Annotated in this window: 16 protein-coding genes; 6 read left to right on the forward strand and 10 right to left on the reverse strand. The window is 46.9% G+C overall.

Annotated elements, in window-relative coordinates:
• Positions 1 to 142: 142 nt before the first annotated feature.
• The 3 genes from NWE73_RS10855 to NWE73_RS10865 form a co-directional block, all read right to left on the reverse strand.
• The gene (locus NWE73_RS10855) at positions 143 to 4228 is read right to left on the reverse strand and encodes a beta strand repeat-containing protein (RefSeq protein WP_277578345.1); all 4086 of its coding nucleotides are present in this window, start codon (positions 4226 to 4228) and stop codon (positions 143 to 145) included.
• A gap of 191 nt (positions 4229 to 4419) precedes the next feature.
• Complete coding sequence (locus tag NWE73_RS10860; protein WP_277578346.1) at positions 4420 to 5487, reverse strand: linear amide C-N hydrolase; 1068 nt, start codon at positions 5485 to 5487, stop codon at positions 4420 to 4422.
• A gap of 98 nt (positions 5488 to 5585) precedes the next feature.
• Positions 5586 to 6200, reverse strand: coding sequence for a hypothetical protein (locus NWE73_RS10865; protein WP_277578347.1), 615 nt, complete (start codon positions 6198 to 6200; stop codon positions 5586 to 5588).
• A gap of 281 nt (positions 6201 to 6481) precedes the next feature.
• Here NWE73_RS10865 and NWE73_RS10870 point away from each other — a divergent pair, with 281 nt between their 5' ends.
• Together NWE73_RS10870 and NWE73_RS10875 are read left to right on the forward strand one after the other, a co-directional pair.
• Positions 6482 to 8020: a glycosyltransferase family 9 protein gene (locus tag NWE73_RS10870; protein WP_277578348.1), complete on the forward strand. Its 1539-nt coding sequence runs from the start codon at positions 6482 to 6484 to the stop codon at positions 8018 to 8020.
• Positions 8021 to 8080: 60 nt separating this feature from the next.
• Positions 8081 to 9544, forward strand: a complete 1464-nt coding sequence (locus NWE73_RS10875) for a YiiX/YebB-like N1pC/P60 family cysteine hydrolase (RefSeq protein WP_277578773.1) — start codon at positions 8081 to 8083, stop codon at positions 9542 to 9544.
• Between the two features lie 80 nt (positions 9545 to 9624).
• Here NWE73_RS10875 and NWE73_RS10880 read toward each other — a convergent pair whose 3' ends face one another.
• The 3 genes from NWE73_RS10880 to NWE73_RS10890 form a co-directional block, all read right to left on the reverse strand.
• Complete coding sequence (locus tag NWE73_RS10880) at positions 9625 to 10221, reverse strand: hypothetical protein (protein WP_277578349.1); 597 nt, start codon at positions 10219 to 10221, stop codon at positions 9625 to 9627.
• A 133-nt stretch (positions 10222 to 10354) separates the two neighbouring features.
• Positions 10355 to 11149 (reverse strand): hypothetical protein, encoded by a 795-nt coding sequence (locus NWE73_RS10885; protein ID WP_277578350.1) that lies wholly within the window; start codon positions 11147 to 11149, stop codon positions 10355 to 10357.
• A gap of 138 nt (positions 11150 to 11287) precedes the next feature.
• Positions 11288 to 12298 carry an LLM class flavin-dependent oxidoreductase gene (locus NWE73_RS10890; protein WP_277578351.1) on the reverse strand — a complete coding sequence of 337 codons (1011 nt, stop codon included), beginning with the start codon at positions 12296 to 12298 and terminating at the stop codon, positions 11288 to 11290.
• Positions 12299 to 12488: 190 nt separating this feature from the next.
• On the opposite strand from NWE73_RS10890, the gene NWE73_RS10895 reads away from it, so the two are divergent.
• The 3 genes from NWE73_RS10895 (at position 12489) to NWE73_RS10905 (ending at position 15004) form a co-directional block, all read left to right on the forward strand.
• Entirely contained in the window at positions 12489 to 12761 is a 273-nt protein-coding gene (locus tag NWE73_RS10895; RefSeq protein WP_277578352.1) for a hypothetical protein, read from the forward strand.
• An 83-nt stretch (positions 12762 to 12844) separates the two neighbouring features.
• Positions 12845 to 13159: a hypothetical protein gene (locus NWE73_RS10900; RefSeq protein WP_277578353.1), complete on the forward strand. Its 315-nt coding sequence runs from the start codon at positions 12845 to 12847 to the stop codon at positions 13157 to 13159.
• 42 nt (positions 13160 to 13201) lie between these two features.
• A complete protein-coding gene (locus NWE73_RS10905) occupies positions 13202 to 15004 on the forward strand; it encodes a M3 family oligoendopeptidase (RefSeq protein ID WP_277578354.1) in 1803 nt (600 codons plus the stop codon).
• Positions 15005 to 15057: 53 nt separating this feature from the next.
• On the opposite strand, the gene NWE73_RS10910 is transcribed toward NWE73_RS10905, so the two are convergent.
• From NWE73_RS10910 to NWE73_RS10925, 4 genes are all read right to left on the reverse strand, one after another.
• The gene (locus tag NWE73_RS10910; RefSeq protein ID WP_277578355.1) at positions 15058 to 15969 is read right to left on the reverse strand and encodes a cytochrome b562; all 912 of its coding nucleotides are present in this window, start codon (positions 15967 to 15969) and stop codon (positions 15058 to 15060) included.
• Positions 15970 to 16075: 106 nt separating this feature from the next.
• A complete protein-coding gene (locus NWE73_RS10915; RefSeq protein WP_277578356.1) occupies positions 16076 to 16735 on the reverse strand; it encodes an RsmD family RNA methyltransferase in 660 nt (219 codons plus the stop codon).
• 48 nt (positions 16736 to 16783) lie between these two features.
• Positions 16784 to 17917: a CapA family protein gene (locus tag NWE73_RS10920; RefSeq protein WP_277578357.1), complete on the reverse strand. Its 1134-nt coding sequence runs from the start codon at positions 17915 to 17917 to the stop codon at positions 16784 to 16786.
• An 83-nt stretch (positions 17918 to 18000) separates the two neighbouring features.
• Positions 18001 to 18531: a hypothetical protein gene (locus tag NWE73_RS10925; RefSeq protein ID WP_277578358.1), complete on the reverse strand. Its 531-nt coding sequence runs from the start codon at positions 18529 to 18531 to the stop codon at positions 18001 to 18003.
• 171 nt (positions 18532 to 18702) lie between these two features.
• On the opposite strand from NWE73_RS10925, the gene NWE73_RS10930 reads away from it, so the two are divergent.
• Positions 18703 to 19248 carry an LOG family protein gene (locus tag NWE73_RS10930; RefSeq protein WP_277578359.1) on the forward strand — a complete coding sequence of 182 codons (546 nt, stop codon included), beginning with the start codon at positions 18703 to 18705 and terminating at the stop codon, positions 19246 to 19248.
• Positions 19249 to 19283 lie beyond the last annotated feature (35 nt).

The following is a 19283-nucleotide window of genomic DNA, read 5'->3' on the forward strand; positions in this document are numbered from 1 at the left end:
TTAGATTTGAGCCTTCCAACTTCTGGTTCGAGAGTCTTGGTACTACTCGTCCTCTCGCTGCTCACTTGCAATAGTAGCAGCTCTATATTCATCCATAGTTTTGAGGCGGATTTTGATAATTTCACATGAGTATTTCAAATAATTAGTTCTTTATACAAGTATAGAACTCAGGAGCCGCCGCCGATAGTGGATCGTCCCCAAGGATCTGTGTTCTTGTATATCCAGATGGACACGTCGAAGAAGGAACAACACCACGACATGCCGTACTTCCCCGCGAAGTGTAGTAACCACAGTGAGTGCCTGGTGGATTGAAATCGGACCACAAGGTTCCATTGCAATACTCCATAACATTGTCCGTGGAATTATAACGAGTCGTTCCTTTTTTCGAGCTATCGCATGTAGAAGAGTCAGAACCCACCCGAACTCCACCATTGACGTCGAGAACTGCCACCGGAGCTGACAGGCCAATGCCGACATAACCTGATCCAGAAGTGTTCATCAAAATATTTCCATTTGTTCCGGTCCCATTTCCAACACCTGCTGAGATGGTAATATTGCCACCATTGCCATTCGAAACACCCGCTCCTGACGTAATTGAGACGGACCCACCATTGCGCGCTGTCGCAGTGGTCGTTGCACCTGATGAGGCCGTGATACCAATAGATCCCCCAACCCCATCAATGGGTGTCCCACCCGCAATACTCACTCCGCCAGCACCTCCCGAAATACTTCCTCCCGCGCCACCTCTTATCGTCATACCTAGCCCTATGGAGGTTGTCCCTCCGGAAGCACCGACGAAGTGAAGAGGATAGGAGGTTCCAGGTGTCTCACAAACTCGGCACGCCGAACCGCCACATGTTGCCAGTGAGGTTCCTGTTCCTGTGGGTCCTAAATCATTCCATGAAGACGGGCAAGTGGCCATAATAGTTCGCACACCCATCGGTAGAGAGGTGGCCGATGCAGGGCTTTGACAAGATGAAAAATTGATACCATCATATCCCGCCATAGCCGTACCAATGCCCTGGCCTAAATTGCTCCATCCTGTCGGACAGTTTTCCATCAGCATAATAGAACTTGCTGATATCAAACTCGCGTCCGTAGGGCTTTGACACATGCGACAGCTAGTACCGTTGCAAGTCGCATATCCAGTACCTGCGCCGGTCGATCCGTTGTCAGTCCATCCCGTAGGACAGGAGGCCATAACCACCACGGAACCTCCGGGAATTGCGGCACCCATGAAGGAAACCCAGCTAGACCCGTTGCACGTCTCTAGAAGTGAAGTCGTTGAGCTAAAGCGAATCGCTCCAGCAATGGCACTCGAACAAGTGGTTGAATCATCACTCACACGAACTGAGCCTGCCACATCCAACTTCGTAGCTGGAGTTGTCGTTCCAATACCAACTTTGCCTGTGTTGTAATAGATATCGGATCCCGTCGACGTCCATTGTGAACTTGTGGGGATCGTCGAGTTACAAATAATTCCAGTGGCGGAACTATTTGCCACGCACATTTTATCTCCGACCAATCCGCCGGTTCCTAATAGAGGAATATTCCCGGCGGTAGCACCTGTGTCCACTGTCGCGGAAGTTCCCAAACCTAAATTTGTGCGAGCACCTGCCGCCGTTGTGGCGCCAGTACCACCATTGATAACGGCAAGAGTTCCAGTGACATCTGTTGAAGCATTAATAAGGGCATTCACCCAGTTTGTACCGTCATAGCGAAGGACCTGGCCCGCAGCATAGGCCGCAGGGGAAATGGTTTTGCCTTTGATCTTATCAACACTTGTTGCGTTGTATGCTCCGCTCACGTCGCCAGAAAAAGCTGTAGCCGTTCCAAGCTTGTTGTTGAAAGTATTCCAGTCGGTGGAACTTAAATAACCGTTTGTCGTGGTGTCAGCTTGAGAGATCGTCAAATTCGGCGTCGTACCGCCAGAAGAAGATAACGGGGCACTTGCCGTGACGGAAGTCACGCCACCAACCGCTCCATCGCCAATAGCCACCCATGCTGATCCAGTATCACGATAAAGAGTGTTATTATCAGAAGCGATATAAAGTTGTCCCGCAGTTCCAAACGCAGGACGAGCCGCCAAAGTTCCGGCTTGAATGCTGGGAGTACCCCCCAGATTTTGAATTCCGTCGGTAATGCCATAGCCACTTAACGTTGTTGGTTTGCCAGAAGTGATCTTAGCCCAATCCAAATTTGGAATATCCGTCGCAGATAAAGTGGTTCCGCTTGTCACACGCCCCTGAGCATCGGTGGTGACTTTAGTATATGTTCCTGCTGTGCCTGTATTTTTCAAAGTCACAGTACCTGCGTTGGACATCGTCGCGTCGCCACTCACAGAGACGGGGACATATTGAGTTGAACCATCATAGACCAGGAACTGCGCTGATGTGGGAGCAGTCCCTGAAACAGCAATGCCTTTGACTTTGTCCACGCTCATTGTCGCGGAAGTGCCACTGACATCGCCGCTGAATGTTGAAGAGGTTCCAAGTTTATTATTGAAAGCATCGTAATCCGCTTTAGAGATCAAACCCGCAGTCACGCTGCTTGTTGAAGCCATGGGGATATTCAAGGTATGGGCTGTGCCTGATGAGGACCAGGTAGGGGCTGTTCCTGAGGTTCCCGGTGTAGCAAAGGTCTGAGTGTTTCCGGTCAAGCCGTTGAAAGATGTGAGACCCGCACCACTGGCAGCAAAGGTCGTCCAAGCCGTGCCATTACAATATTCGACGTTGCCACCATTGTAACGAATCGCACCGGCAATACCTGCAGCGCAGGCTGTGACATCCGTACCAACCCGAATGGCGCCGGCGATATCCAGTTTCGTGACCGGGGAGTTGGTTCCGACGCCCACATTTCCTGAAGAACGATAGACGTCTGAACCGCTGATGGACCAAATGCCAACATCACTTCCCAGTTTCACTGCTGTCACAGCACCATCCGCAATTTTCGCTGTCGTTACTGCATTATTAGAAATAGTTGCAGCCACGGAGCCAGAACCCGAAGCGGTCACATCTCCAGTTAGGGCTGTGATTGTTCCGCCGGAACTATCTGCGGGGGCCCATTTTGTCCCGTTATATTGCAGGATCTGACCTGATGTGGGGGCTGTTGAATCTACTGTGATGCCTTTGATTTTATCCACGCTCACGGCACCGATGGAGCCGCTGACGTCACCGGCAACGCTGACGTTGATGGCTTGGCACTGGAAGTTTCCGCTGACGGAATTCCAGTACATGGTCTGACTTTGAGTGCAGGAAGCCGAAGCCACATAGCCATTGAAGGCCGACTGAGTCAAATACGTTCCCAGCTGAGCGCCGAGACCCGAAACATCGGCGACAGCAATCGTGCTGCCACCCCAACTTGTTCCGTTAAATTTAAGGAAGTCTCCGGAGGCAGGGGCGGTTGCGCTGACTGAGACTCCCTGAAGTTTCGCAACTGTGGGGCCGGGGTAGGAACCTGTCAGATCGCCGCTCGCACTGCCTGTGGGAGCACGGGGATCCGTGAAGCGTGAGTCATTTCCTGCGGCGACGGTTCCCGCCGTCGTGCCAACACTGATTCCCACAGTCACGTTCCCGGTGCCGGTGACTGTGATGGGAGCTGTGCCTGATATAGAGCTTACAACTCCAGAACCGCCTTGGTCGGTCACGCAAATGAAGCTTGTTCCGTCATAACTCAAAATTTTTCCGGCACTGTTACAATCTGGCACGAGATTTTTTTGAATGAAATCGCTCGCGGTTTTATCGCCCAGGGTCTGAGCCGACTTTGCCACCATCGCATAAGGCACGGAGTGAATAACTGCATCAGGTGAAATTTGTTTCCAACCTACACCATCATGAAATTGGACTTTCAAAACTCGACCATCATCCACAAGGGGACTATAGGTCGCTCCTCCGCTGCAGTTTATGGAACTGGAGTTTGCAAAGGATTGTTCCAAATTAAATAGAGGATTCGCCGGAAAAAGCTTGGTTCCACCACCGATGGAGACATCAAAAACCCCATTGGAATTGACCATGTTAATACCATCGACCTGTTCTCTGTAGATGACGCAGGACCCGTTCGGATTGGCAATTTCAAATAGAAAGCTGACGTTATTGTGTTCCAGTGGTGTTCCATCGGATTTGAGAATGCGTCCCTGGTAAGTTAACGATCCGAGGTTAGCCAATGCCGGCTGTGCCAGCAGAATAGAAAAGAGAAGATGAAAAAAAGGAACATTCAGGAACTTTTTCATGACATACGCATCGGAATAAATCGTTTAAAACTTAGCCAATCTCTTAGATATTCATGAAAATTGTGTTGCTCGATATTTTAATGCATTCAATATTCCTCACTATCGAGCAAGTTTACGAATATGATTTAATTCTCATTTTTTGTCGCAATCTTTTTTAGGGTTTGAGAGGTGGTACCCTACACATATGTAAACTACAGGCCCGCCTTCAAATTGACGGTCACACCGGGTTTTTGAAATTGAAAACTCTTGGTCTTTTTAAATTTGTTGGTGATGTCACCAACGAGGTCATAGTTTTTAACCAAGGTGATTTTCTTCACACTAGCGTTTTTACGAAAATCCAGCTTTGGCAATTGCACCCACACAAGGTTGGGGGCCACGGAGCTTTCGTAAAAGTAAATTCCCTTGGTTAGATCCGCAACCACACGCCAACGTGTAGGCGAAATATTAGGTCGGGCGGGATCGGAAGTGCCGAACGGCTGCGAAACATTTCGAATCACGCTCAGAACACCCGCGACAGCTTCGCGATAGTCTTGTGGTTCTGGTAAATGCTCTGAGTAAAACGCAGCTCGCACAAAGCGGTCTGCCGCATCTGTCGTACCTGGTAAATCCTTACTTCCACCAAAACCCTTATACTGCTTCAACCCAGCAAGTTGCTGATCAAAAGGAGGAGAGTTCGTCATCACTCTGTAATCTTTGTCGTGATAGATTTTCACTTCGCCCTTAATGTATTCAATAACGGCAGTGTCACCGGTTCTATCCGAAATCGCCAAGTGGACAGTCCCTTCCTTTCGTCCTCCGACAGTTTCAATAGCTCCCGTAAGAACTTGAAATGGTGTCTTCTCCATTGATGCAATGGCCTCGGCGACGGTTTGGAAGTTGTCTAAATAGTACTGAGCCCAAAGACTCACGGCCAAGCCCGGCATCTTTTGATTGCGGGTCCCAAAATCACTTTCAGTTAGATAAAGAATGTTGGCCACAAGGCCTTTTTCATTCAGACCGTCAGCCGTTCCAACGTCGTAGGAAGTTAAAACAACACTTCCATATTTTGAGGTCCACTTCAAAGAGTTGTCGCCCGCCAGCCCGTCGCGCGCAATCCCGCGTGGAAACAACCACATATTGCTGCCGGGGTCTTCAAGCCAATCCATGCTTCGCCCGACGATCACATCTTGCTTCTGATTTTTTCCAATAGACACAAACCGCGAACATGGGAATGCAGGAATCGCCACCAGCAAAGACATAAGAATATAAAGTGTTTTCATAAGCAAAATTTAGCCTGAATAGGCTGCGCTTACTGCTTTATTTTAAATGTATTTTGATCTCGCCCCGTCAGTCGACAAGGGCGAGTTTCTTTTTTTGTTTAACGAAATACAATATTTTTTGAATCAGTAGGAAGGTAGCGAACTTCGCTGTAACCGTCATGAGTCACGAGAGTTGAACAAGTGAATCCTTGAAAGGTTTCAATGTTTGAATGTCCTGCAACTCCCATTTTAATTTGATGTTCAAAACAGATAGTTCCCTTTGTTTTGTGAATTCCGATCTTCACAAGTTTGAACTCTCCATAGACCTTATTTTGGTTAGAACATTGACTATTTGGATAGAAACCAGAGCCCCATCTATAAACATTCCCCGTCATGGTTTTCGCGAAATAGTCATCGTCCGCGGCAATCGCAGCGTTTTCAACATTTGCGAGCATCATGACATCGTAAGAGCTCAGCAAAGATCCAAGCTCAGAGTTTTCAAAATCAGTTCCCACAATGGGCAACTTCTCCATCGCTGATGAAACTGGAAAGCTGTTGGAATATCCAAAGCACAGTCCTTGCGCGGAGCCTCCGTTGGGACCAAGCCAACCACCGATGGCACCACCGATAATGCCGCCGACTGCGGATCCGCTTTCATCAGTTCTGGCAAAGCCTTGAGTGCCCATGAAAACTATGATGATACCGATTAATGATTTAGTTAGTTTAGACGACATAGAAACTCCTTGTGCGAATTGATGAACTAAAATTCCGCGCTTAGACTGATCAATTTTTTAAGTCCGGGAGTTTTGCGAGTCTTAAAATGAAAGCTTCACCGCGAGGGTTACTTATTTAACTCAAAGTCGGTGCGAACTAGATTACATATGGAAAATGTATAAATTTGAAAAAGCCGCCTAGAAGTTCGACAGCGCTCTATATTAACTTACCTAAGCCTTTCCGTAGGATTGTAAATAACTAATTGTTTGCGAGAAAACTGGCCTTATGATTCAATCTTCGGATGAATACAAGTTCAACTGCACTCATTTCAATCGTCAAAACTGACAACCAGATTGAATTCAATCGGGTCACGGAAGGCCTGCGCAAGCAGTATGCATTGAAATTTAATTTCGACATTGTCGCTGCTGCAAATATAGATTTCCAGGATCTGTTCAAGAAATATGAACGACTCATTTTTGTTTCGGTGAACTGTCTGATACGCCCTGATACGCCGAACTTACTGCAAGTTGTGCCTGCTGGAAAAATTGGGCTCATCAACTTGAGACCATTTGTCTCTACCCCGTTTGAATACTATAGCTCTGATGTGATGATCTTTGATCGCTGCCATGGATTTATCTTCGATCACATTGACGCTGACATAGGCACCTTGGATTTCGATAGGGCTTTATCCGCACTCCTTCCCAAGTTTCCTCTTCCAGTGGAAGAGCTTGGGATCAGCTTCAATCGTCAAAATATTATGGATTCGAAGATTCAAGATGATCGTCTGCAATCTTATATTGTGAACTACAAGAACTTAGAAACGATTCCTGGCCACCCCCAATCCAATGGAGTTTTAGAATTTATAAATCAGGACCTCGCCACCTGGAATTCCCGAGCGCCAAGCTACACTCCCCATAAAGTTATCAAAGTCTCAATGAATGGCGGCTTGGGTGATCATATCGACGCAGAGCCGGTACTTCGTGAGATCCGCTGTCTTTATCCAGAAGCCCGCTTGGTAGTGCGCTCTACCTGGCCGGAACTTTTTGAAAATCTGCCTTACGAGGTGGAAACTTTAGATCGCTGGAACGGTCCAGATGTAAACGCCTCTCTTGAATTCCTCACCTACCCGTTGCAGCACGAGAAAGAATCCAGGCCTCTGAATCCAGCTTTTTCTCACACCACAGACTATTGCTCTATAAATGCTCTTGGTCGCATTTTGCCTCCTGAGAAAAAACAAATCACTCTTGGTTACAAAAAAGATGATCTAGAGGCTGTACTGAAATTGATTCCCACAACAGTGGATCTTTCTAAAGCCATCTGCATTCATCCAGGCTTGAGTTGGCCGAACCGAACCTTGAATGAAAATACCTGGTTTGAATTTATCGCGGGCTTGCCACAGGACCGTCCAGTAATTTTGATCGGACAATCCAATTCCAATACTTCGGGAGTTATGACATTCAAGGCTCCCACTCATGTTATCGACTTAAGACAGAAATTAAGCTTAAAGCAAACTTTGGCTCTACTGGATAAATCATTTATGTTGGTCACCAACGACACCGGAACTTTGCACTTGGCTGGTGCTACAGACATATGGATCGCCGCGTTTTTTAGCGCAAGGCACTCCGCTTTTGTATGGCCCTATCGCAACCAAACACAGAACTATAAAACGATTGAACTCAATTCAAGGCCCCATTGCTGGCCTTGCACCATGAATAGGCCCCAAACCCACGGTTCCGAATCTCAATTAACCCAGTGTACGAACTGGGAAAACAAACTTTGCTGTCACCCCAATTCAAAGTTGATGCTGGAAAAAATTCAGATAGCTGTTAGTTCACATTAACACCCCCAAATCTGGACCCGTTGTGAATTCTTAGAGACAATTGGTGCAGGAGGCGTCGTGATGATACTGATCCATTTGAGATTTCTTTTGCCACTTTTTCTGACTGTTCTGCTGAATCCGGTTATTGAATCCCTCGCTTCACAACCAAAAAACAAGCCCGTAAGCAGCCCACTGCTTAGCGGAATCGAGCAGGTCACGAAGGACTTGAACAACTCCAAGGTTTTCAATCCGAAAACCTGCCCCACATATATCAACAACACTACGGATTATCTTTTTCTTCAGCCCGCAGATCATTTTCTTCCAAAAGCTCCCGAAGAGATTGAGTACTTCAAAGCCCATGGCACAGAGCTGATCAAAAAAATATTTCTAATCCGGGTGAAACTGCGCGAACTCCTGCAGGAGTATGACAAAAATAATGAACTCTCTAATGAATGTGTTTTGAAAATGCGCGAGGGCACACAGTACGCGCGATTCACGGAGGAGTATCTGCTGGAGTGGCTTGTACACGAAAAGGTTGTTGCTTTTAAGGATGCCCCCATTCTTGGTGGCGATGAGCCTTTTGTCTTACGCAATCCGAAATTCAGCGAACTGAAACTTCAAGCGGGTGATGTGATGCTCATTCGTGGAGTCAGTTTTGTCTCTGCCATGATTGCTCGTATTGGTGATGAAGAAGGAAACTTTTCACACATGGCCATTGTCGCCGAGGACGGCCAAGGGGGGCTTCATGTCGTCGAGTCCTTGATCCAATACGGCGTCATCGTCACTCCTTTAGAGAAATGGCGCCAGGCTCATGATTCCCGTGTTGCCTTGTTTCGCCATCCTGACATGGAACTCAGTCATCGAGCGGCCCGCATTGCCTACGACTGGAGCCTGACTCATCCTGACTATGATTTTGCGATGGATGATAGCAACTACGACAAGGTCTTCTGTGCGGAAGTCATCAGATACGCCTATGACAAAGCTTCCAATGGCGCACTGATCGTTCCTAAATTTCGAAGTCATGTGAGTAAATTCAAAGGCGGCCCGTATCCAAAATCTTTGGGTGTTACTAAGGATACGTTGTTTACTCCCTACGATATCGAAGTCGATCCCCGCTTTGATTTTGTGGCTGAAGGGAAATATTATCCAGCTCTTCGCCAGGTGCGAATGCAGGATTCAATCTTACAAAGTATTTACTCCTGGATGATTGAAAAGAACTATACCTTCTATGGATCAGCCAGTGTCACCGCGCAATCTTATGCAGGAAAGGCCATTCGCTATCTTGGATTTATGAAAGAGGACTTCCCCACCTATATGCCGATTGAAACAATGCAGTCGGTGATTCAGTTTCAGACTATTGCTGAATTGCTGGAGGCCAACCTGTATGCGAAGGAAGACGCTTATTATAAAGCTCATGGGTACTTGCCATCATTTCAGGAAATGATGGTTGCTAACGATGCTTATCGACGTGAGGACTGCCTTCATTATCAGAAGAAGGAATCGTCAAAGTTCCATTCGATTTTCAGAGGGAGCAGCTGTAATTAGAGAGCAGGTTCTAACTTACTAATGCCAAGTCTCAAGGCCGACTTATTCAGTCAGCCTTGAGTCAATTTTGATTTTTTGAACTATTTTTTCACAGATTCCACAGAAATTGCCAAAGCTTCAGAGTAAGTCGCTTCAATCTGATCGCCTTTTTTGATTTTGTCGAAGATATCCTTCTTCGCCACATGAAGAACGACAGATCTTTGTGGTCCCTTCACCGTCACGGATTGAGTTTTGGCGTCCAGGCTCATCACGGTTCCACGGGCCGTCACTTTTGCAGAAGCCATTCCACCCGGTTTCTGCCCCATCGATGCTCGGGATATATCAGAAGTTTCGGTCACAGCAACCGGGGCTGCTCCACCTTTTTTCAACTCCAGCATTAAAGACTCAAAATAGCGAACCTTCAAACGATCGCCTTTTTTAATTTGTGCGAAGTTTTTCACTTCATCACCGGCAATCATAGAAGTGACTTCACCATCACTACTTTTGAGCTTTATCTCCCGAGTTTTCTTATTAACAGAGACAACTTCCGCTTCGACTTCGACAGTCTCTTTGGCTTCGACGGTGTTTTCACCGGTCCTTTTGAATTCTTGATGTTTTTCCGGCTCCGCGGCTTGAGCGACCATTGACCATGAAAAACAAGTGACAGCACATAAGCCTAAAATTCCATGCTTGATCATAAAAATCCTTTTGATGAAGGTTCAAAGGAAACTTCATCAAGATGACTTCAGACCGTCAACTCAAAGTGAATTCGCTATGTCTGATCACAATGAATGCGCTTGTCAGCAGGCAGTTCATTTTGATAACGATGACTTAAAACGTGGGAATGAGGTTTTCAGAGACACTCCATCTGAAAACTCGTCCAACGGGCGCCCCTTTTTTAAGGTCCTCCGGATTTTGCGGAACAAGAAAGATCAGCTCTTGATTTGAAGCCCCCTCGAAACCCGTTCTAATTTTCACGATCGTCCAATGCGATGGATCCGCGGGATCAATCAACCACAACAAACCTTGCTCTTTATCTGCGTGAACCTTCAGGACATAGTGAAAGCCAACCAGGAAATCTTCTTCAGGTGCGTAACCGCCGGGATCCATAGGTGGCGAAAAGCGTGGATCCCGTCGGCCAGGACCGCGAGGCATCGGCGCGACGGAACGTCTGTCAGAATAGCGCAACATCAAAACAGATGGCTCAGGACTCAGCAAAGTCTCAAGATCAATTCCGCCCGCTGAGGAAGCGTGCTGTTTTGTCCACTTAATTTGAACATTGAACTTCTTCAAAAAGACGTCGGCAAAATTCACAAACTCATATGACGTTAAGCCTTTGCGAACATCGATATCTTTCAAAAGAGATTCTTGCTGAGACTTTGCCATCGCATTTACAAAAGTCTGAGCCGGAATGGTGCGACCCTTCATTTCAAATGCAAGAATCTGAAGCAGGTTTGCCAAAGTTGTAGGGCCACATAAAGAACTTGGTTGATTCGGCTCAATAAGCTGAGCCTGAGCCAATCGCTGATCCTCTTGATTCAAAAAAGAAGAAGGATCTATATCTGTGTAGGCAGCATAAAGACTTGAAGAAAATAGCAGACCCAATAACAAAAGTACTTTTGACACAAGCATCCCTCAGCCTCTAGTGAAGGTTCCTTGTAAGGGAAAATGCTTAATAAATCCACTCTGACGATCAGACTCTGTTTTATCAAAGATGGCTCCACAGAGGTCTTGTAAAAAGATCCTAAAATCCCTGCTGCCTATCTAAACTTTAGACAGTTCAGCCGCGCGAGCAATGATCTCGAAAGAGAGCAAGCGATTCGCATGTTCATAGGCATCTGAGACTATCATCAACTCATCGGCTTGAGTTTCGTCGATCAACTTCTGTAGCCCCGAACGAATTTTCTCCGGTCCCCCAATGACTGAAGTTCTGAGCTTGGAAAGGACCAGCTCTTTCTCCATGGGATTCCAAATCTCGTCCATATTGGCAACCGGTGGACGGAGATTGACTCGCTGGTTGCGAATAATACCCAAAAATCTCTGATACAAAGAAGTCGCCAGAAGTTCCGCCTGAGCATCACTTGAGGCCGCCAAAACCTGCACGCCGATCATCACCTTCGGCTCACGCAAAAACTCTGAAGGTTGAAATCCAACACGGTAAAGATCAATCGCGCGCATCATCAACTCGGGAGCAAAGTGTCCCGCGAAGGCATAGGGAAGTCCCATCAGTGCCGCAAGTTGGGCGCTGTAGAGACTGGATCCCAACAACCAAATCGGAATCTGCAATCCGGCCCCAGGAATCGCGCGAACTTTTTGCCCTTCAGCGACGGGAGCAAAATAGTGCTGAAGCTCTTGCACCAATTCGGAAAAATCAGCCTCCCGCCCCGTCATCTCACGACGAAGAGCGCGCATCGTAAGACCATCTGTCCCAGGTGCACGGCCCAATCCCAAGTCAATTCTTCCGGGATAAAGGGTCTCAAGAGTCCCGAACTGTTCTGCAATCACCAATGGCGCATGATTTGGAAGCATGATGCCACCTGACCCCACACGAATTTTTGAGGTGCCACCAGCGACATAGCCCAAGAGCACAGAAGTCGCCGCACTGGCAATGCCTTCCAGATTATGATGCTCGGCCATCCAAAAGCGGTGATAGCCCAAGCGCTCTACATGTCGAGCTAAATCCAAAGTGTTTCGAAAAGTCTCCGCAATGGATTTACCCTCAATGACGGGTGCAAGATCCAAAACGGATAATTTAGTGTCGGCAAGCTTCTTCATGAATACCTCTGTAAGCTTGGCTTTAATGTAACAGAAAGCCAATCACCTTAGGCCAAATAATTACGGCGATCTGAGTGTATTTTTATTTGGACTCCTGAACTTCTTGATCCGCAACACAAACTCACAAGATTCCTTCTGCATCGATTGCAAAGGGTAGACAATGTCCTCAACAACGTGGAAGGAGCTTAATATGGCTGAATTCACAGGTACCAACAAAAGCAGTACAAGTTCTTCCGGCGCTAGCTATCGTCCCACTTCGAGCAGCTCAGCAATGAACCTCCCTCGAGGTGAAGCCTCTTCAAGTAAGTTTGACCTCAAAGACACTTGGGCCAACGTGCAAAGAAGAGCACAGGGTGCGATTTCTAGTTCTGAAGACTTTGTAAAAGAAAGACCATTAAGAACCGTGTTAGGAGCGGCTGCAGTGGGATTCCTAGCGGGCATGATCGCGCGAAGAAGACACTGAGGACCTAGCACAACAGGAACCTGGTTCCTCCTTGTGGGGACAGGTTTCTGCTTTTTTGTGCATTCTTTTGGGGGAAACATTTCATGAAAAAATCAGATAGAAAAATTAAACTTGTCGCATTAAATTCTGTTCTAATGTTCGCATCAGCTCAGGTCGCGCATGCGATGTCGACGCCTGAAGAGATTCGCGACACAACCAAAAGCACCATGAGTACACCGAAGCAAGCTCCCTCGCCCAAGCCTAAAGAAAAACGAGAGATCATGCCTCCACCTCGCAAAACTCCCAAGCCTCACAACATGGAGCCGCCTATTGCACCGATGACAGATCCCCAGGCAACCAAAAAGCTTCCACCGACGGAACCGCCAGTTCCCGGGGCAGATCCACGAACTGACCGATAACCCTCTTGCTGATTTGGTTTTGAGCATGCTAGGCTGTCGCGCATGAATACACCTGCTTGGAACATTGAATCCGAATATCCGTCTATCAACTCGAAACCTTTTCAAAGTGACTGGGAAGCTGTTGTCACATTTCTGAAACAAATGGAATCCGGCGTGGCTGCTGTAAAAGACCATTTTGCAAATCCAGATGCTGCGACAATTAGCAAAGTCCAAGACCTTTATATTCTCGAAGAAAAGTGTTCGATCCTGCTGGGCAATCTTTTCACATACTTGCATTGCATCCTTTCAGTTGATGCGACTGACAGTGAAGCCAAAGGACGAGTTTCAGAACTCGAGTCTATTCACTCAAAAATTTCCCAGGCGCTGACTCCTCTTGATATCTTCATGAAACGTTGTGATGAGAAGACCTTCCAGCAACTGGTGAGTCACCCGGACCTCAAAGGCCATGAATTCATTTGGTCGCAAAAACGTTTGCAGGCGATCTATCTTCTTTCTGAAGCAGAGGAAACTCTTCTTGAAGGTCTCTCTGTGACGGGCCACAACGCCTGGGGAAATTTGTATTCAAATCTTAGTGGCAAAATGAAGGTTCAGCTGAAGTATCCAGACCGCACCGAAGAGGTCGGATTGGCCAAGGCCCATTCACTCACCCGCACTAGCAATGAATTGGATCGCAAAGTTGCTTGGTTGGGAATTCAAGAAGCCTGGACGGAACACCAAGAAACCGCTGCTGGAGTTTTGAATGCCCTGGCTGGATGGCGCCATGAAGTGAACAGCAAACGTTCCCACAAAAAAGAAATGAGCTTTTTGGATCAGCCTCTTTGGGACAATCGTATCAGCCAGGAAACTTTGCAGGCCTTGATGACCGCTTGTGAAAACAATATCGCAGATATTCAAAAAGCCCCGGCTTTGATGGCGAAAGTTTTAAAGAAGAAACAACTGGATCCATGGGACCTTTTGGCCCCAAGCCCTGTTTCTGCTTCTACGACTGAAATGAGTTTTGCTGATGGAGCACAGCTGATCAGCGACTCTTTCGCACAGGTATCCCCTGACATGGCTGACTTCGTAAAAATGATGGTCAAGAATCAATGGATCGAGGGTCGTGTTCTTCCTAATAAAACGACGGGCGCTTACTGCACCGGCTTCTCAAAAAGCCTTGAGCCCCGGGTTTATATGACTTACATGGGGTCCAACAGCGACGTTTCAACATTGGCCCACGAACTGGGGCATGCCTTCCACTCTTGGGTGATGAGAGACATGCCTCGTGCGCAAATGAACTATCCAATGACCTTGGCCGAAACTGCCAGCATCTTTGCCGAAACCGTGCTGCACGATGCTCTCATTCAAAAAGCTTCAAGCTTTGAAGAAAAAGTGGAATTCGCGTGGAATGACGTTGAGGGAGCCATGGCTTTGCTTCTGAATATTCCAACCCGCTTTGAATTCGAAAAGAAATTCTATGAAATGCGCAAAGAACGCATCGTCGACGCTTCTGAACTGCGCAAGCTGATGGATGAGACTTGGAGCAAATGGTACGGCACTACTTTGTCTAAGAATGATGATTTATTCTGGGCCCACAAACTGCATTTCCATATTTCCGGATTAAGCTTCTACAACTTCCCTTACACCTTTGGGTATTTGTTCAGCTTGAGCATCTATGCTCGCAGAAAAGAACTGGGCTCGAACTTCATGAAAACTTATGTCGAAATTCTGCGCGATACCGGTCGTATGACGGCAGAGGATTTGATCCAGAAACACCTGGGCGAGGACATCCGCCGACCTGAGTTCTGGCAAAAATCGATTGATGTGGTGAAAGAAAAAATCAATAAGTTCGAGAAGCTCATTCAGTAAAATAAAAAAGCCGACTTCCACGTCGGCTTTTTTATTTCCCAAACATATACTCGCTAGTGATTAAACTCGTCGTGACCTTCTTTTTTGAGATCACTGAGAGCTTTCAAAATGTCGGTCGCCGTGTCAATGTCGTTGGCGAGCAGTGCTTGTTGCAAGCTTACACACATCTCCACCGATTTGCGAATCTGTGCTTGATAACCTTGCAAGGCCTCTTGCTGACGACTGGCCGGAAGGTCCGAGATGGACTCTGGCACTTGAGAATAAGTCATATGAAAATAAGCAGCCGCATCGTAGGCTAAAGCCGCATTTTCCTCGTTCTTGGAAGAATCATTGATTGTCAGTGCAATCGCTTTCAAATTCTTCTCTGCTGCCTTCATGTTTTGTTTCAGGCTGCCACCCGGAGTCGCCGCCATCATAGAAAGCATTCTTGGCGCGACAACAGAATGCAAACTTCCAGCGTCAGACATCTTTCGATGAGCATGATTGATCAAATCATTCAGCTTTTCGCTTTCCTCGTACAAAGAATTCCAATCTCTGTCGGCAGCTTTGGTCACGCCCAAAGCTGCGAAGCTAGCCTTGTAGTGGATCATCGCATCGCGGAAATCGGTCATAAAGTAGACATAGTCTTCAATGTATTCTTTAAGAGCATCGCCTTCCAAAAAGGTCGCTTTGCTTGGAAGAAGATCACCCGTTGGGTTGGCGATGACAGCCTCTGCACAAGAGATGGCCAAGCCAATCTTGTTAACAGCATCTGCAATTTGCGCATCGGTCACTGTTTCATTGGGATATTTCGCCCCCAGCAAAGCAATATGATCTGCTTGGCCAATATATTTGCCAAAGTTAAGCATCACACGTTGCACCGTCAACGTGCTCTCTTTAGCTCCTAGCGGACAAGCTTGGGATTCCATAGGCAAAAGAGTGAAAATCTGAACTAAAAAAGCGAGAACGAACACTCGTGATTTCATCAAAAAACTCCCTTTGAAGAATCCACCAAGTATCGGATTGATTTAATAAAGTCATGTGTAAGACCAAGACCTCATATAAATGAAAACCAATTGGCCGATGACGTTGTTAAAATTTTTTTGCCGAGCTTAGGCACACGAAATGGGTTCCGCGAATATCCCCCAAAAGTTCAATGTGCAGGGTCCCTTTTAGAATAGATTTTGCTTCTTCCAAAGAATGCCAACCGTGTTCAGAAAGATCGCGTAGAAGCAGATATGCTTTTCCATTTTCAGCAAGACTTGCCGAGATCCCCAACAACAACTCGGCAAAACCCGAGTCTATAAAGAATCGGCAGCGATTTTTAAACTCAGACGGAGACAGGGTTCCTTTGTCGGCAAAGAAGTAAGGCGGGTTGCAAAGAATAAGGTCATACTTCCCGGCATTCTCAGAATTCTGAAGAGCGGTGTAGTTTTGATTTACAAATTGCAGACTTGAAGCAACTTGGCCAAGTCTTGTGACATTTTCCACAAAATGACTGCGATAGACATCCTGCACTTCCAAGAAATCAAAACTCCGAGGAGTCTTGCCCCACTCTTTTTGGCAGTGAAAAATAAAATCGAGGCCGATGATTCCGCAGCCTGAGCACAGATCCAAGCCTTTGATGTTTTGTATCTCTTCGGGCGTCATCAACTCAAACACCTGGCGCGCCAAGAAGACCGAATCATGAGAAAAGCGGTATTCTTCAGGCTGCGAGTAATTGAAGGTAAAATAAGGATTGATTGAGGACATCGTGAGGATGTCCTAACCTGCTGGTGAAGTTTCTGTAAAGCTTTTTTGCTAACGGCAGATTTTTTCCATCAAGGGTGCAGCTGGCTCCAGGCGATTGATGGTTCCGAAGTTTTGCGCGGCATAAGTGAGAACCTCTTTTGCGGAGGTGCTGCCGATTGGAAAGATTTCGGCCCCTTCCCGGTAGGTCGGAGTATAAGCGACACCGAAGATCTGCGCTTTTTGATTTCCCTGTCTGGAGAGTCCCAAATAAGCTACTGCCCCCGTCTGCTTCGGAATGCTTGGCTGACCGGCTACAAAATTCCCCAATGAATAAACGATCAGGCCTTCATGTCCATCTTTGGCCGTATATTTCTCCCAAGGCTCCAAAACATGAGGATGCGAACCGACTACAGCCAAAGCGCCGGCTTCGATAAAGCGTCGCGCATACAGCTTCTGGCTCTCATCAGGCAATGGCTGATATTCTTGCCCCCAATGAGGAAGCACAATCACCGCGTCCACATCCGGGCGGGCAGCGAGTTCTTTAATAATAGCCACCAAACGCTGCCCTTTATAACAAGCCAGTACTTGATCCTTGCTATCATCATTTCCGTTGATCATTTCCGTGCAGCCGATGAAAGCCACGTTCAGCTCTTTGATTTTGGCAATACTGAAGAATTCAGCATTGCGCTCCGTGGACATACGTACACCCACTGTCGGCAAAGCCAGGGTTCGCGCCGTCGCGATGGTTCTATCAATTCCCAAGAAGCCACGATCCAAAGCATGATTGTTCGCCATCGTCAAAAGATCGTAACCGGAGTCGACCAAGTCGCGCAGAATTTGCGGATGGTAGTTAAATACAAAATTAGTTCCTGAGTAAACCGTGCCGTCATAGACAAAGCCTATATCACCGTGATCGCGCCCTTTATGATCAATGCCCAACGCCGCTGGCCCTTCCAGATTGGCGACAGAGAAATCTGCTTTTTGAATCAAAGGATTCGTTTTCTTCCAAATTTGCGAAAACTTTTTGCTGCCACTCACAACCGACTCATAAAGAGCTTTGTGAACCAAGACATCCCCCACAATGGAAACCGTTGCCAGGTCATTGCGAGTGTCGCATCGGGTGGAAAATGTGATGTCACGTTTGTCGGCATGAGCCAAGGCTGGCAATAAGATTGCTAAAAAAAGAAACTGTCTGCACGTCACAGGAAAACTCCTTTAATGTGCGACAGTTTCTATCAAAATTTATCAGGCACCGTAGTTACACTTCACTAAGGATACCCCGCATCCTATTCACCTTTCGAAGATGTAACGCGATCCCGAGCCACTTGTCCTTTGCGGGTTCTTGCAGAGATGTAGCCGGCAACGCGTTTGGAATTCACAGCTCCTTGAATTTCTTTTTTCCGTTTTTCTTTAAGCTGTTTGGAATACATTTTCTTCTTTTCACCGTTCAGAAAGCTATTGCGAGGTGAGTCCTTCAATTCCAATTTCATCTTCGGCTGCGCTGTCATCGATTTCTTTTGTTTCACCACAGGCTTGGCATTCAGATGATCAATGCGATCCAGCCTTTTGGCGTAGCGCTCATGAGCCTTCGCTAAACTTTTCATGCGAAACTCTAATATCTTATTTTTGGTCTCGCTCGATTTCCCCCGTGACAGGCGATATTTTTGTAAAAGTTTTTCCGTTTTAATTTTTGCGGAATTCAAACTTCTTCGAGAAATTTTAGACATCTCTTTTGGAAAACTTCCACTAAACAACTTGAATTCAACCTTGGTTAATTTTTTTTTCGCTTGAACGTGTTTACCCATAGAATGAGCCATGAGAGTCTCCTTTCGTCCTTCACTCACTATCTTAAGACCTCAGACAGCCAGAGACCAAACCCAAGGCCGTGAAATGCAGGAATGCATAGAAAGCCCTGGCCTTTAATTCATGACGGAATTAAATTAATTATTCTGACAGCCTCGAAATCGGGGTCCATCCAGGAGAATTCGATGAGTATCAAAAGAGTTTGTGTTTATTGCGGCGCCAGTCTAGGTAACAATCCCAATTTTGCCAAAGCGGCAAAAGAGCTGGGCCATTTACTGGCAAAAGAGAACATCGAACTTGTTTATGGCGGCGGCAAAGTGGGTCTCATGGGCGTTCTCGCTGATGCTGTTCTTGAAAAAGGCGGCAAGGTCATCGGAATCATCCCTCAGAAACTTGTCGATAAAGAGCAAGCTCATCGTGGTCTGCAAGATTTACGCATTGTAAACGACATGCACGAAAGAAAAGCCACCATGGCCGCTCTTGCCGACGCATTTATTGCCTTGCCTGGCGGTTTTGGGACTATGGAGGAGCTTTTCGAAGTCCTGACTTGGTCACAAATTGGATACCACCAAAAGCCGGTCGCCGTTCTTGAGGTGGATAACTATTACGAGCATTTAAATAATTTTATCAATCATGCCAAAACTACCGGCCTTTTGAAGCCCGAGTTCGCTCAGTTCTTCCAGCTGACTCACTCGGTTCAGGACGCCTGGAAGGCCCTCCAAGGAGTTTAAGAGTCAGCTAGAGGTCCTCTACGTTTCAGTTAAAG

Source organism: Bdellovibrio svalbardensis (assembly GCF_029531655.1).
GTDB classification, from domain to species: domain Bacteria; phylum Bdellovibrionota; class Bdellovibrionia; order Bdellovibrionales; family Bdellovibrionaceae; genus Bdellovibrio; species Bdellovibrio svalbardensis.

Coding starts and splice junctions, on each gene's coding strand:
- NWE73_RS10855 (WP_277578345.1), bottom strand. CDS start 4,228: ATGAAAAAGTTCCTGAATGTTCCTTTTTTTCATCTTCTCTTTTCTATT.
- NWE73_RS10860 (WP_277578346.1), bottom strand. CDS start 5,487: ATGAAAACACTTTATATTCTTATGTCTTTGCTGGTGGCGATTCCTGCA.
- NWE73_RS10865 (WP_277578347.1), bottom strand. CDS start 6,200: ATGTCGTCTAAACTAACTAAATCATTAATCGGTATCATCATAGTTTTC.
- NWE73_RS10870 (WP_277578348.1), top strand. CDS start 6,482: ATGAATACAAGTTCAACTGCACTCATTTCAATCGTCAAAACTGACAAC.
- NWE73_RS10875 (WP_277578773.1), top strand. CDS start 8,081: ATGATACTGATCCATTTGAGATTTCTTTTGCCACTTTTTCTGACTGTT.
- NWE73_RS10880 (WP_277578349.1), bottom strand. CDS start 10,221: ATGATCAAGCATGGAATTTTAGGCTTATGTGCTGTCACTTGTTTTTCA.
- NWE73_RS10890 (WP_277578351.1), bottom strand. CDS start 12,298: ATGAAGAAGCTTGCCGACACTAAATTATCCGTTTTGGATCTTGCACCC.
- NWE73_RS10895 (WP_277578352.1), top strand. CDS start 12,489: ATGGCTGAATTCACAGGTACCAACAAAAGCAGTACAAGTTCTTCCGGC.
- NWE73_RS10900 (WP_277578353.1), top strand. CDS start 12,845: ATGAAAAAATCAGATAGAAAAATTAAACTTGTCGCATTAAATTCTGTT.
- NWE73_RS10905 (WP_277578354.1), top strand. CDS start 13,202: ATGAATACACCTGCTTGGAACATTGAATCCGAATATCCGTCTATCAAC.
- NWE73_RS10910 (WP_277578355.1), bottom strand. CDS start 15,969: ATGAAATCACGAGTGTTCGTTCTCGCTTTTTTAGTTCAGATTTTCACT.
- NWE73_RS10915 (WP_277578356.1), bottom strand. CDS start 16,735: ATGTCCTCAATCAATCCTTATTTTACCTTCAATTACTCGCAGCCTGAA.
- NWE73_RS10925 (WP_277578358.1), bottom strand. CDS start 18,531: ATGGCTCATTCTATGGGTAAACACGTTCAAGCGAAAAAAAAATTAACC.
- NWE73_RS10930 (WP_277578359.1), top strand. CDS start 18,703: ATGAGTATCAAAAGAGTTTGTGTTTATTGCGGCGCCAGTCTAGGTAAC.